The 12,221-nt window shown below is 61.1% G+C and carries 12 protein-coding genes; 6 read left to right on the forward strand and 6 right to left on the reverse strand.

Annotation, left to right across the window (positions count from 1 at the left end; all coding sequences use genetic code 11):
- Positions 1 to 2 precede the first annotated feature (2 nt).
- Both HGP12_RS23680 and HGP12_RS23685 read right to left on the reverse strand, forming a co-directional pair.
- The gene (locus tag HGP12_RS23680; RefSeq protein WP_168841254.1) at positions 3 to 389 is read right to left on the reverse strand and encodes a VOC family protein; all 387 of its coding nucleotides are present in this window, start codon (positions 387 to 389) and stop codon (positions 3 to 5) included.
- Positions 390 to 403: 14 nt separating this feature from the next.
- Positions 404 to 1,687 (reverse strand): MFS transporter, encoded by a 1,284-nt coding sequence (locus HGP12_RS23685; protein ID WP_168841255.1) that lies wholly within the window; start codon positions 1,685 to 1,687, stop codon positions 404 to 406.
- Positions 1,688 to 1,783: 96 nt separating this feature from the next.
- On the opposite strand from HGP12_RS23685, the gene HGP12_RS23690 reads away from it, so the two are divergent.
- On the forward strand, positions 1,784 to 2,659 hold the full coding sequence (locus HGP12_RS23690) for a LysR family transcriptional regulator (protein ID WP_168841256.1): 876 nt from the start codon (positions 1,784 to 1,786) through the stop codon (positions 2,657 to 2,659).
- Positions 2,660 to 2,721: 62 nt separating this feature from the next.
- Here HGP12_RS23690 and HGP12_RS23695 read toward each other — a convergent pair whose 3' ends face one another.
- Positions 2,722 to 3,624 carry a LysR family transcriptional regulator gene (locus HGP12_RS23695; protein ID WP_168841257.1) on the reverse strand — a complete coding sequence of 301 codons (903 nt, stop codon included), beginning with the start codon at positions 3,622 to 3,624 and terminating at the stop codon, positions 2,722 to 2,724.
- A 119-nt stretch (positions 3,625 to 3,743) separates the two neighbouring features.
- On the opposite strand from HGP12_RS23695, the gene HGP12_RS23700 reads away from it, so the two are divergent.
- The gene (locus HGP12_RS23700) at positions 3,744 to 4,508 is read left to right on the forward strand and encodes an SDR family oxidoreductase (RefSeq protein ID WP_168841258.1); all 765 of its coding nucleotides are present in this window, start codon (positions 3,744 to 3,746) and stop codon (positions 4,506 to 4,508) included.
- Positions 4,509 to 4,639: 131 nt separating this feature from the next.
- On the opposite strand, the gene HGP12_RS23705 is transcribed toward HGP12_RS23700, so the two are convergent.
- On the reverse strand, positions 4,640 to 5,086 hold the full coding sequence (locus HGP12_RS23705; protein ID WP_205926617.1) for an ester cyclase: 447 nt from the start codon (positions 5,084 to 5,086) through the stop codon (positions 4,640 to 4,642).
- A gap of 236 nt (positions 5,087 to 5,322) precedes the next feature.
- Between HGP12_RS23705 and coaBC the strand changes: the two genes are divergently transcribed.
- Positions 5,323 to 6,534: a bifunctional phosphopantothenoylcysteine decarboxylase/phosphopantothenate--cysteine ligase CoaBC gene (gene coaBC, locus HGP12_RS23710; protein WP_168841260.1), complete on the forward strand. Its 1,212-nt coding sequence runs from the start codon at positions 5,323 to 5,325 to the stop codon at positions 6,532 to 6,534.
- Here the strand turns inward: coaBC and HGP12_RS23715 are convergent.
- A complete protein-coding gene (locus tag HGP12_RS23715; RefSeq protein WP_168841261.1) occupies positions 6,521 to 7,336 on the reverse strand; it encodes a class II glutamine amidotransferase in 816 nt (271 codons plus the stop codon). The two genes, coaBC and HGP12_RS23715, sit on opposite strands and share 14 nt — an antisense overlap.
- Before the next feature lie 551 nt (positions 7,337 to 7,887).
- Between HGP12_RS23715 and otsB the strand changes: the two genes are divergently transcribed.
- Positions 7,888 to 8,682 (forward strand): trehalose-phosphatase, encoded by a 795-nt coding sequence (otsB, locus tag HGP12_RS23720; protein ID WP_168841262.1) that lies wholly within the window; start codon positions 7,888 to 7,890, stop codon positions 8,680 to 8,682.
- Between the two features lie 112 nt (positions 8,683 to 8,794).
- Positions 8,795 to 10,171 (forward strand): alpha,alpha-trehalose-phosphate synthase (UDP-forming), encoded by a 1,377-nt coding sequence (gene otsA / locus HGP12_RS23725; RefSeq protein ID WP_168841263.1) that lies wholly within the window; start codon positions 8,795 to 8,797, stop codon positions 10,169 to 10,171.
- A 10-nt stretch (positions 10,172 to 10,181) separates the two neighbouring features.
- Here the strand turns inward: otsA and HGP12_RS23730 are convergent, their stop codons facing one another.
- Positions 10,182 to 11,084 carry a choline sulfate utilization transcriptional regulator gene (locus tag HGP12_RS23730; protein WP_168841264.1) on the reverse strand — a complete coding sequence of 301 codons (903 nt, stop codon included), beginning with the start codon at positions 11,082 to 11,084 and terminating at the stop codon, positions 10,182 to 10,184.
- 99 nt (positions 11,085 to 11,183) lie between these two features.
- Between HGP12_RS23730 and HGP12_RS23735 the strand changes: the two genes are divergently transcribed.
- Positions 11,184 to 12,131 carry a choline ABC transporter substrate-binding protein gene (locus HGP12_RS23735; RefSeq protein ID WP_409526847.1) on the forward strand — a complete coding sequence of 316 codons (948 nt, stop codon included), beginning with the start codon at positions 11,184 to 11,186 and terminating at the stop codon, positions 12,129 to 12,131.
- Positions 12,132 to 12,221 lie beyond the last annotated feature (90 nt).

The following is a 12,221-nucleotide window of genomic DNA, read 5'->3' on the forward strand; positions in this document are numbered from 1 at the left end:
TCTCAGGAGAGACTGTTGGACACTTCGATCAAGTTGTTGTCCGGATCGCGGAAATAAACCGAGAGAATGGGGCCGGTCGCGCCGGCCCGACGGACGGGACCTTCCTCGATGGCGACGCCCTCGGCATGCAAATGAGCGACGATGTCATCCAGCGGCGTGGTGCTGATGAAGCAAAGATCGGCGGAGCCCGGCGTCGGCTGCTTCGCCTTGGGCTCGAATTCATGTCCAACGCGATGCAGATTGATCTTCTGGTTGCCGAAGGTAAGAGCCTTGCGGCCCTCCCCGAAGGTTTCGATGCCCATGCCAAGGACGCGGGCATAGAAATCACAACTCTGTTCGATGCTCACAACCGTGAGCACGAGATGATCGAGATGGTCGATGCGGATCATGGCTGCCTCCTGCCTTAACGGCGCGCTAGCCTAGCGATGGCAAGGGCACTGACGAGACACATTGCCAGCATCACGAGGATGAAGGCAACCACGGCATTCCAGCCATCGGCAAGCCAGAAATAGCCGCCGACGGAGCCCGCAATGCTGGAACCGAGATAATAGGCCAGCAGGTAGAGCGACGAGGCATGCCCCTTAGCACCATGGGCCAGCCGTCCCACCAATGCGCTGGCGACGGAATGGGTCATGAAGAAGCCGATCGTCACCAGAACGATGCCGAGAATGATCAGCGGCAAGGAGCTGGAAAGCGTCACCGCCGCCCCGAGTGCCGCGATCAGCACGCCGACCGGCAGCACGGCGAAATGGCCGATGCGATCGCCGAGAAGACCAGCGACCCAGGAGGCGACGATACCGAAGAGATAGGCAGTGAAGATAAGGCCAAGCTCGGTCTGGTTGAGGTCATAGGGATCGGCGACGAGGCGGAAGCCGGCATAATTATAGACCGTGACGAAGGAGCCCATGACAAGAAAGCCGATGGCAAAGAGCAGAGGCAACGCGGCATTGCGGAAATGACCACCCCAGGCCTTTGCGTGGAAGGCGGCATCGAAGCCCTTGCGCGGAGTAAAATTGCGCGACGGTGGCAGGAGATAGAGGAAGCCGACGGCGGCGATCAGGCCGAGAATGCCGACGGCTGCGAGCGCCGGCCGCCAGCTCAAGGATTCGGCGATCGTGCCGGTGACCACACGGCCGGCCATGCCGCCGAAGGCGTTGCCGGCAATATAGAGGCCCATGGCGCCACCAAGGCCGCGTGGCTCGATCTCCTCGGCCAGATAGGTCATGGCGACAGCCGGGACACCGCCCAGCAAAATGCCCTCGAGCGCACGGACGACGAGCAGCATATGCCAGCTCGGCGACACCGCGCAGACGAGCGTACAGATCGCCGCGCCCAGCAGCGATATGAACATCAGGCTGCGGCGGCCGAGGCTTTCGGAAACGGCGGCGGCGCCAAAAATCGCAAAAGCCAGGAAGCCGGTCGAAAGCGACAGCGACAGCGAGCTTGCAGCCGGCGTAACGCCGAAATCCTCCGAGAAGATCGGCATCAGCGGCTGCACGCAATAGAGCAGCGAGAAGGTGGCAAACCCCGAGAGAAACAGCGCGATGGTCGCGCGGCGGAAGGCGGGCGTGCCGCGCGTCAGGAATTGGCGAGGATCGGCAGGCGGCTCGCTCCTGACGAGCGTCAATTCGGGACTGGACAGAACTTCGGAAGCAGTGGTTGCCTGCTTTCCAGCGGCGCGAAACATGGGGCACCCAACCTTTCTTGCCCTGAAATCTAGTCAGGTCCGCCTTATTAGTCCAATATATGGAACAGGCGATCTCAATAGCTTTTGGAGATAGCGATGGAGCTGCGTCATATCCGCTATTTTCTGGCGCTCGCGGAAGCGGGAAACTTCACCCGTGCGGCCGCCAAGCTCGGCATCGGCCAGCCGCCGCTCAGCCAGCAGATCCGGGACCTGGAAAACGAGGTGGGCGCGCAGCTGTTCCACCGCGTGCCGCATGGAGCTGAGCTGACGGTGGCCGGCGAAGCCTTTCTCACCGAAGCGAGAATGGCGGTCGATGCGGCTGAAAAGGCAAAGCTTGCCGCCCAGCGCGCCAATCGCGGCGAAATCGGCCGCCTCTCGCTCGGTTTCACCGCCTCTTCCGCCTTCAACACCATCGTCACGGCGACCATTCGCGAGTTTCGGGGACACTGGCCGGAGGTGCGGCTGTCGCTGACCGAGATGAATACCAATGCGCTGATGGAGCGGCTGATACGAGGCGAGATCGACGCCGCCTTCATCCGCCCGGGCCTTGAAGATCCGAGAGACGTGCGGCTGAAGCGTTTTGCCGATGAGCCGATGCTGATCGCGCTGCCGGCTCATCATCCGCTGGCGAAAAAGGAGCGCGTGCCGATCGCGGCACTGGCCGGTGAACCCTTCATTCTCTTCCCGCGCATGGTGGGGCTCAGCCTCTATGACGATATTGTCGCCGCCTGCCGCGAGGCGGGCTTCGACCTGGTGGTGACGCAGGAGGCACCGCAAATCCCCTCCGTCGTCAATCTCGTCGCCGCCAATCTCGGCGTCTCCATCGTTCCCGCTTCGATCGCGCAGATCAAGCTCGATGGCGTCGCCTATCGACAGATCGACGGGCCGCCGGTGGTGGCGCGGCTCGGCCTTGCCAGCCTCAAGGCGCAACGATCGCCGGTCATTGCCAATCTCATGAACCTGATTGCGTAATTAGCCAGCTATTTGTTTTCAAGTAATTCCCGACGCAAAGCCGCTTCATACTTTTGCTGGAATTACTCCCGTTCCCAATAGGGCGGATCGCCGAAGGCCTTCTTCAGATGATCCGCGATCGCCCGGAGCTTGGCCGAGGGATTGCGCCCTTCCGGATGGGCCATGAAGATGAATTCCGGCTCCGGCCGATAGCCGACATCGATTTCGACGAGCCGCCCCTCCCTCACCGAAGGCCCCGCGATGAAGGCCGGCAGCAAGGCAATGCCGAGCCCGGCAATCGCGGCGTCGTGGAGAACATCGCCGTTATTGACGCCCAGAGCCAGCTTCGCACGGATGACCATAGCACCGTCTGGTCCCTGGAAACGCCAGTCTGCGACGCCGCGATTGGTGTAAAAAATACCGCGATGGTCCTCAAGATCGGAGAGCGAAGCGGGCTTGCCGCGGCGTGTCAGATAATTCGGCGAAGCCACGAGAAGGCGGCGGCTGCGGGCGAGCTTCCATGCGATCAGGCGCGAGTCGGCAATCAAGCCATTACGAATAATTGCGTCATAGCCATCCGAAGCAGCATCGACCCGGCGATCGTCAAGATCAAGCGTCAGTTCGATTTTCGGATGCTCGGCAAGAAACGGATAGAGAGCCGGCCCCAGATGCAGGCGGCCGAAGGCGACAGGCGCGGCGATGCGCAGCGGCCCCATCAACGTGCCGCGCCGCTCGGCGAGATCGGCCGCAGCCTCGCGCACCTCCTGCGCGATGCGGGTCGCGCGCTGCAGAAAAGCGGCGCCATCCTCCGTCAGGGTCAGCTTGCGGGTCGTGCGGTGAAGCAGGGTTGCCCCCAACGTTTTCTCCATTTCCGACAGCCGTTCACTGACGACGGATTTCGACAGGCGCAGGCGTCGCGCCGCCTCGCTGATCGAGCCGGCCTCGGCTACGGTTACGAACGTCACGATCCCATCGATCTTCAGCATCGTTCGGAAACTCCGAATTCGAATTCCTCTTTTTACAGACTAATCCGAACGATCGGAAAAGGCCATCTTCCACGTATCGGAGAAACCGAAAGACACGTCCTCACACAGGAGATGGAACAATGAACCGCTTGAATGGAAAAGTCGCAATCGTCACCGGTGCCAGCTCCGGCATCGGCCGCACCACGGCAAAGCTCTTCGCCACCGAAGGCGCCAAGGTTATCGTCGGCGCTCGCCGCATCGCAGAACTGGAAAGCCTTGCCGCTGAGATCAAAGGCGCCGGCGGTGAGGCAGCCGTATTGGCCGGCGATGTACGCTCGGAAGATTACCACAAGGCGCTGGTCGCCCTTGCGGTCGAGCGCTACGGGAAGCTCGATATTGCCTTCAACAATGCCGGCACGCTCGGCGAGGCCGGCCCGAGCACCGAGGTTTCAGAGGCAGGCTTTGCCGAAGCGCTGGCGATCAACCTCACCGCGTCGTTCCTGGCGGCCAAGCACCAGATTGGCGAAATGATCAAGCACGGCGGTGGTTCTGTGATTTTCACGTCGACCTTTGTCGGCCACACCGTCAGCTTCCCGGGCGTTGCCGCCTATGCCGCCAGCAAATCCGGCCTGATCGGCCTGACGCAAACGCTGGCCGCCGAATTTGGGCCGCAGAATGTGCGCGTCAATGCCGTACTGCCGGGCGCTGTTGATACCGATATGTACCGCGAAATGAACGACACGGCCGAAAAGCAGGCCTTCATAACCAATCTGCATGCGCTGAAGCGCGTCGCCGGTCCCGAAGAGATTGCTCGCTCGGTCCTCTATCTCGCCTCCGATGACGCAAGCTTCGTCAGCGGCACGGCTTCGCTCGTCGACGGCGGCCTATCGATCACGCGTACCTGACCGCCCGGCATCGGCAACTTCGGAACACGGACATGATCCCGCAAACATGAATTGGTTGCGGGATCATGTCGCAGAAATGATTTGAATAGAGAAGGACGGGCCGTGGATCTGTTTTCCTTGCGGCCTTCCACTCAGAACATCGTATTGCTGTTCTTCGATGTCTCTGGGATCGGCTGCACCGAATCCCAATGTTCCTGGATCTTGTTATCCTCGACCCGGAAGATATCGACGATGGCGCTGCCTCGATCGCCCGGCTGGCGAATGGCGTGGACGCGCAGGATCACGTAATCGCCGTCGACCATCACGCGCTTGATCTCGCTCTTCGACTGCGGATAGTTTTTCTTCAGGTAGTCGAGGAAGCCACGCAGGCCTTCGGGGCCATCGGCGGCAAGAGGGTTGTGCTGGATGTATTTGCCCAGGTATTTGGAAGCCGCGTCGAAGTCCTTGTCGTTCAGCGCCTTCTGGTAGAAATCCAGAACGATCTCCTTGTTCTTTTGCTCTTGCGGGGAATAAGCACGTTCGGCAAAAGCCGGCATGGCGGCGGCCATGATTGGCAGGGCGATCATCGCGACTTTCATCAGTTTCAAGGCGTTACTCCTTCGATCGTTAACGCGCTCAGATTTGTCGAGCCGGAGGACCCACGCAAATGACAAGTAGGTGATGCCGGTGTGATCGCCTGCCTGGAATACCAACAAGACGGATCATTTGCGTCGCAATCACCGACACGTCGACCTCGAACGAAGCACGCCGCGATTGCCTATGACACGCCAAAGGCTTAGGCTTATCGGCAAAAGAACAGGCGACGGGTTCAGGCATGGTTCTCGCAGGAAAGCGCATCCTTCTCATCATCTCCGGCGGCATTGCGGCTTATAAGAGCCTCGATCTCATCCGCCGGCTGCGCGAGCGCGGCGCGAGCGTGCGGCCGGTGATGACATCAGGCGCGCAGGAGTTCATTACGCCGCTTGCCGTCGGCGCGCTTGCCGCCGACCATGTCTTCACCGATCTGTTTTCACGTCAGGACGAGCAAGATATCGGCCATATCAGGCTGGCGCGCGACTGCGACCTGGTGCTGATCGCGCCTGCTACCGCCGATCTGCTCGCCAAGATGGCAAACGGGCTGGCGGACGATCTGGCCTCGACCATATTGCTTGCCACGGACCAGCCCGTCCTTGCCGCGCCGGCGATGAACCCGAAGATGTGGGCTCATCCGGCGACCAAGCGCAATGTCGAGACGCTGCGCAGCGACGGCATCGCCTTCGTCGGGCCGATGACCGGCGAAATGGCCGAGAGCGGCGAGAGCGGCGCGGGCCGAATGGCGGAACCGCTCGATATCGTCGCGGCGGCCGAGAGGCGGCTGGATGACGGCGCCAAGCCGCTTGCCGGCAAGAAGGCGGTCGTCACCTCCGGTCCGACGCATGAGCCGATCGATCCCGTGCGCTATATCGCCAACCGCTCGTCGGGACGGCAGGGCCATGCAATTGCCGCAGCGCTTGCAGCACTCGGCGCCGATGTCACCCTCGTATCCGGCCCCGTCACCATACCCGATCCGGTCGGCCTCAACGTCATCCATGTCGAGCGGGCGGACGAGATGCGCGACGCGGTGCTCACAGCCCTTCCCGCTGACATCGCTGTCATGGTGGCGGCGGTCGCCGACTGGCGCGTCGCCTCCGCATCGGACCAGAAGATCAAGAAACATCCGGGCGAGTCGATCCCGACGCTGGCGCTCACGGAAAATCCCGACATATTGAAGACGGTCGGCCACCATACGCAGCGGCCGAAACTCGTCATCGGCTTTGCCGCCGAAACGCAGGATGTCGAGAGCAATGCCCGCGCCAAGCTGGAGCGCAAGGGCGCCGACTTCATCGTCGCCAACGATGTCTCACCCGCAACCGGCATCATGGGCGGCACGCGGAATCGCGTGAAGATCATCAGCCATGACGGGGTCGTGCAGTGGCCCGACCTCGACAAGGATGAAGTGGCCGTGCGGCTGGCGACGCTGATAGCGGCTCAGTTTACGCACGGATAGCGGCTATCGGCGGACGCTCTGCGGATGCGCGCTCTTCCGGCTGGAAGGGCGTGACATGGACGCCGGTCTCATCGATCATGACGGCGCTGCCATCTGGAATTTCGCGCCAGGCATCGATGTCGTCGTTCAGCGGCTCCGACACGAGGCAGTATCCCGCGCCGACTGGCGAGGCATAGAGCGTCGGCGCCTTGCGGTCGGTCGCATAGCGGATGGCGTAGAGCGACTTTCCGTCGGAGAAGGCGGCCGTGAAGCGCACCAGCACCGAGCCAGTCCGATGCAACGACAGCCCTTCGACGAAGCCGATGGTCTGAGCGATCGCCGCAATCGGATTGGTCGCCAAACCGAACTGCATCGCCAGCAGGAACAAGAGCTCGGAATCGGTTGTGCCGCTGCGGGCATGAAACAACCGGTCGTCGAGCATGGCTTCCATCGGCCGGCGCAGGCGATCGAAGTTGGAAATCTGGCCGTTGTGCTGGAACGACCAGTTTTCGAAGACGAAGGGATGGCAATTGTCCCGCCGCGTGCCACCGCCTGTTGCGGCGCGGACATGGGCGAGAAAGAGCGGCGAGCTGATCTGCCGCGCCAGGCTCTTCAGATTACAATCGGACCAGGCCGGCAGGATGTCCCGATAGCGGCCCGGCTCCGGCCGATCGCCATACCAGGCGATGCCGAAACCATCACCGTTGGTTGCCGTCTTGGCGCGCGTGGCGCAATGGGATTGTTCGATCAGGGAGTGGGCGGGCGAAGACACCAGCTCCTCCAGATAGAGGGGGTCTCCACGATAGGCTGCCCAGCGACACATGCGTCTTTATACTCCGATTCCCGCTGTATTCCTGTCCCGCGGGAGAATGGCAAATCTTGGACGATTGTTTATGCGGAATGGGTAATAAAGTCTTAATTTTCCATCGCCTGCGGCGCAAGACGACAGATATTTGACGCTTCGTCCGATCACATTCCGCATCGAAACATTTTCTTCGTGAAGCCCGATGTCATAGGGCTTTTCGCTGGGATGTGCCGGGCATGGGCATTTCACTGCGACAACAAGTGTGAAGCTTTCCAAGACCATGCCTCTTGCATCGGGTCAAATTTAAGCTACGTTTAGCCTGTCTGAAACGTAACGAAAGGAAGGTGATCCAATGTCTAGTGAGATTTCGGTCTTTGTATACGGCATGGAAATGGTTGTGAACGTTGCGAGGCAGCCCTCGCTCTAACCACCACCTTCCCGAAGCGTTTGTCGCTTCAGGCCAGTTACGGGCCAAAGCTCATGGGGGGTCGCTTCAGGCGGCCCCTTTTGATTTCCAGCCGTTCGTTTTTTTCCTTGCCAAATGGGAAGAGCGCCTTAGCTAACCCTGCATGTCTTCTCAGGAACAGCCCGAACAGGGTGAAGCCAAGCCGAGGCCGCTGAACGAGCCGGCCCTTACCGCACTCTCATTGTATCCTCAGGACTGGGCGCTGTTCCTCGATATCGACGGAACCTTGCTCGATCTCGCCGAAAGGCCGGAAGCGATCGTCGTGCCCGACTATCTGCCTGGCACGCTTCATGCGCTCTCCCGCCAGCTCGGCGGCGCGCTGGCCTTGGTGACGGGCCGCGCCATCGAATTCGTCGACCCCCTTTTTGCCCCTTTCCGCTTCCCCGTCGCCGGCCTGCATGGCGCGGAACGGCGCGATGCGGCGGGCCGGCTGCGGCGTGCGCATATTCCGCCCGCCTTCCAAGCGATGAAGCAGACCATTGCATACGAGGCCCAGGCCTGGCCCGGTACCATCGTCGAGGACAAGGGGGCCGCGGTCGCCGTTCACTTCCGCCATGCACCCGCATACGAGGCCGAAATCGGCGAAGCCATGCAACGCCATCTGGAGGAAGCCGGTCCCGACTGGAACCTTCAACGCGGCAAGATGGTGATCGAAATCTGCCCGGCGCACGCCAGCAAGGGACATGCCGTCGAGGCGTTTCTTGCCGAAGCCCCCTTTGAGGGACGCCGCCCGGTTGCGATCGGCGATGACGTGACCGACGAGACGATGTTTGCCGCTGCCAACCGTCTCGGCGGCCAATCCGTGCGCATCGGCGATGCCAACGGAAAAACGCTGGCGCGTGCATCCATTGGCTCACCTGCGCGTTTAAGGGACGTGCTGGGAACGCTCGTCAAGTAATCCGTCGATCACTTCGGCGCCCTCCAGCTTCTTAGTTTCCCGCAATTCCGAACGAAAAACCGCTGCGCACTTTTCCTGGAATTGCTTTAGCCTTCTCGAAAGGAAGTTACCGTTGAGTCGTCTCATCATCGTTTCCAACCGCGTTTCCGTACCCGATCACAAGGGCGCAGCAGCCGCGGGTGGCCTTGCCGTGGCGCTGCAAGCTGCTCTTGCCGAACGTGGCGGCATCTGGATGGGCTGGTCCGGCAAATCGAGCGGCGACATCGAGCCCGAGCCGCTGCAGATGACGCAGGACGGCAATATCACCTATGCACTCAGCGATCTGACGCAGACCGATGTCGAGGAATATTATCAAGGCTTTGCCAATCGCGTGCTCTGGCCAATCTGCCATTACCGGCTCGATCTCGCCGAATATGCTCGCAAGGAAATGACCGGCTATTTCCGCGTCAACCGCTTCTTCGCCCATCGGCTTGCACCGCTTGTCGAGCCCGACGACATCATCTGGGTTCACGATTATCATCTAATACCATTGGCGGCGGAACTTAGGCAGATGGGCTTGAAGAACCGCATCGGCTTCTTCCTGCACATTCCCTGGCCGCCGGCGGACGTCGTGCTCGCCATGCCGGTGCATGAGGAGATCATGCGGGGCCTTTCCTCCTATGACCTGCTCGGCTTCCAGACCGATCACGATCTGGAAAACTTCGCGGGCTGCCTGAAACGCGAAGGCATGGGCATCGAGAAAAGTCCCGGCCATTTCAATGCCCACGGCCATGATTTTCGCGGCGGCGCCTATTCGATCGGTATCGAGACGGCAGGCTTTGCCGAATTCGCCCGCAAGGCCGCATCGCACAGCATGGTGCAGAAAGTGCGCAAAAGCATCGAGGGCCGCGACCTGATCCTCGGCGTCGACCGGCTCGACTATTCCAAGGGCATTACCCAGCGTATCGATGCCTTCGAGCGTTTCATCACCAACAATCCGGCCCACCAACGCAGCGTCACTTACTTGCAGATCACCCCGAAATCGCGTTCCGAAGTGCCGGAATACGAGGCGATGCAGCATGCGGTTGCGGAACAGGCCGGCCGGGTCAACGGCGCGATCGGCACGGTCGACTGGGTGCCGATCCGCTATATCAACCGCTCGATCAGCCGCCCAATACTGGCCGGCCTTTATCGGCTTGCGAAAGTCGGGTTGGTGACGCCGCTGCGCGACGGCATGAACCTGGTCGCCAAGGAATATGTCGCGGCACAGGACCCGGAAAATCCAGGTGTGCTGGTGCTATCGCGCTTTGCGGGGGCGGCACGCAAGCTGAAGGGCGCCTTGCTGGTCAATCCCTATGACGTCGACGGCACCGCCAATGCGCTGGCGCGCGGCATCAACATGCCATTGCAGGAGCGACAGGAACGCTGGCGCGGCATGATGGATTATCTGCTTGAGAATGACGTATCGCATTGGTGTGAGACGTTTCTTGCCGATCTCACGGCGGAATAGAACCGGATTATTAGCCGGCGGCGGCTTCGGCGAGCAGCCATAGCGCCAGTTGCTCGGCATGCGGGTTCGGCGTCGATGGCGGCAGCAGCCAATAACCCCGGGCAGGCGCTTCCAGCACGGGGCCGGCCGTCACCAGCGTCCGGGCGGCAAGTAGCGAATCGACAAGACCGATCCAGCCGATGGCAACACCCTGTTCGCTGAGCGCAGCCTGCACGACGAGCGAATAGGTATTGAAGCGCAGGTCGCCCCGACCGGCATAGGCATCCCGAGCGATACCGAAGGCGGAAAGATAACTCTCCCAATCGAACCATGGCGACGGCATCTCCGAATCGAGATGGACGAGCGTGGTGCCCGCAAGCTGCGAGGGATCGGTGAACGGGCCGTGACGTTCGGCAAAGCCCCTGGTGCAGATCGGCACGACCTTTTCCGGCAACAGCAAACTGGCTGCCGGACCGAATTCGCTGCGCGTGCCGAAGAAGACGGCGATATCGCCACTCTCCGGCCCGCCGCGATCCAGCCGCTGCGTGGCGACGATCTGGATATCCACCTCCGGGTGGAGAAGCCGGAACGCATGCATGCGGGGTATCAGCCACAGGGCGGAAAAGGCATAGTCCGTGCGCAGACGAACGGATGGCCGCTCCGCCTCGGCGCGGAAACTGCGCACCAGATTATCGACACCGCCGACCGCCTTTTCGGCGATCTCGAACAGGCGCTGCCCCTCCGGCGAAAGCACGACGCCGCGATGCTGGCGGCGAAACAGGGCGACACCCATCTGCTCTTCGATGCGGCGAACCTGATAACTGACGGCCGGCTGGGTGAGGCCAAGCGCCGAGGCGGCGGCGGACAGGCTGCCGGAGCGCCCCACCTCCAGGAAAATCCGCAGCCAGCCAAGATCGACGACACGTTCAGCCATAAAATTTCCTTTTGGCATCCATCGAAAAATGCCTGCTTCACAGCGGGAACTCTAGTGATGTTCAATAAAATAATCCAATAACAAGAGGGAACCATCGTCATGCGCATGTCTGCAATGGGTCGGCTGGCGGCCGGCGCTCTTCTTTCCGTTCTTTCCTTTGCCGGCATCGCCCAGGCCGATGGCGACAGCTGCAAGACGATTCATCTTTCGGATCCAGGCTGGACCGACATCACCTCGACCAACGGCGTGACCGGCGTATTGCTGAGCGCCCTCGGTTACGAGCCCGACATCAAGACCCTCTCCGTGCCGATCGGCTACCAAGCGATGAAAACAGGCGAGATCGACGTATTCCTCGGCAACTGGATGCCCGCGCAGAAGGCATTCGTCGACGATCTCAACAAGGCAAAGGCCGTCGAGGTGCTGAACCGCAACCTTCAGGGCGCGAAGTTCACGCTTGCCGTGCCGACCTATGTCGCCGACAAGGGCATCAAGGACTTCGCCGACCTGCAGAAACATGCCGACGATTTCGACCGCAAGATCTACGGCATCGAGCCGGGTGCGCCCGCCAATGCCAATATCCAGAAAATGATCGATGCCAACGACTTCGGTCTGAAAGGCTGGGAACTGGTGGAATCCAGCGAGCAGGCCATGCTGTCGCAGGTGGAGCGCGCCTCGAAGGACAAGCAGGCGATCGTCTTCCTCGCCTGGGCGCCGCATCCGATGAACGACCGGTTCAAGATCGCCTATCTCGCCGGCGGCGATGCCTATTTCGGCGCGAATTACGGCGGGGCCGAAGTCTACACGCTGGCGCGCACCGGCTGGGCGGCCCAATGCCCGAATGCCGCCAAGCTCTTTCATAACATGACCTTCGACATCGGAATGGAGAATTCGCTGATGGGGTCGATCCTCGGCGGTGAGAGCGCCAAGGACGCGGCGACCGCCTGGCTGAAGGCGAATCCGGATGTCTTGATGCCCTGGCTTACTGATGTCACCACTATCGACGGCAAGCCCGGCCGCGATGCCGTCAAAGCCGCCATTGGCCTCTAGAGCCGGATGATTTTAGGTCGAACCGACCTAAAATCTGAATCCGCTCTAGAATCAAAAAAGTAGAGCATGATGTCATCCGAAAACCGCTCA

It is taken from the genome of Rhizobium sp. P28RR-XV (genome assembly GCF_012641385.1).
Lineage (GTDB): Bacteria > Pseudomonadota > Alphaproteobacteria > Rhizobiales > Rhizobiaceae > Rhizobium.

What these genes read in the sequence shown, in the direction of transcription:
- HGP12_RS23680 (WP_168841254.1), bottom strand. Translation starts at nt 389, where the DNA reads ATGATCCGCATCGACCATCTCGATCATCTCGTGCTCACGGTTGTGAGC.
- HGP12_RS23685 (WP_168841255.1), bottom strand. Translation starts at nt 1,687, where the DNA reads ATGTTTCGCGCCGCTGGAAAGCAGGCAACCACTGCTTCCGAAGTTCTG.
- HGP12_RS23690 (WP_168841256.1), top strand. Translation starts at nt 1,784, where the DNA reads ATGGAGCTGCGTCATATCCGCTATTTTCTGGCGCTCGCGGAAGCGGGA.
- HGP12_RS23695 (WP_168841257.1), bottom strand. Translation starts at nt 3,624, where the DNA reads ATGCTGAAGATCGATGGGATCGTGACGTTCGTAACCGTAGCCGAGGCC.
- HGP12_RS23700 (WP_168841258.1), top strand. Translation starts at nt 3,744, where the DNA reads ATGAACCGCTTGAATGGAAAAGTCGCAATCGTCACCGGTGCCAGCTCC.
- HGP12_RS23705 (WP_205926617.1), bottom strand. Translation starts at nt 5,086, where the DNA reads ATGAAAGTCGCGATGATCGCCCTGCCAATCATGGCCGCCGCCATGCCG.
- coaBC (WP_168841260.1), top strand. Translation starts at nt 5,323, where the DNA reads ATGGTTCTCGCAGGAAAGCGCATCCTTCTCATCATCTCCGGCGGCATT.
- HGP12_RS23715 (WP_168841261.1), bottom strand. Translation starts at nt 7,336, where the DNA reads ATGTGTCGCTGGGCAGCCTATCGTGGAGACCCCCTCTATCTGGAGGAG.
- otsB (WP_168841262.1), top strand. Translation starts at nt 7,888, where the DNA reads ATGTCTTCTCAGGAACAGCCCGAACAGGGTGAAGCCAAGCCGAGGCCG.
- HGP12_RS23730 (WP_168841264.1), bottom strand. Translation starts at nt 11,084, where the DNA reads ATGGCTGAACGTGTCGTCGATCTTGGCTGGCTGCGGATTTTCCTGGAG.
- HGP12_RS23735 (WP_409526847.1), top strand. Translation starts at nt 11,184, where the DNA reads ATGCGCATGTCTGCAATGGGTCGGCTGGCGGCCGGCGCTCTTCTTTCC.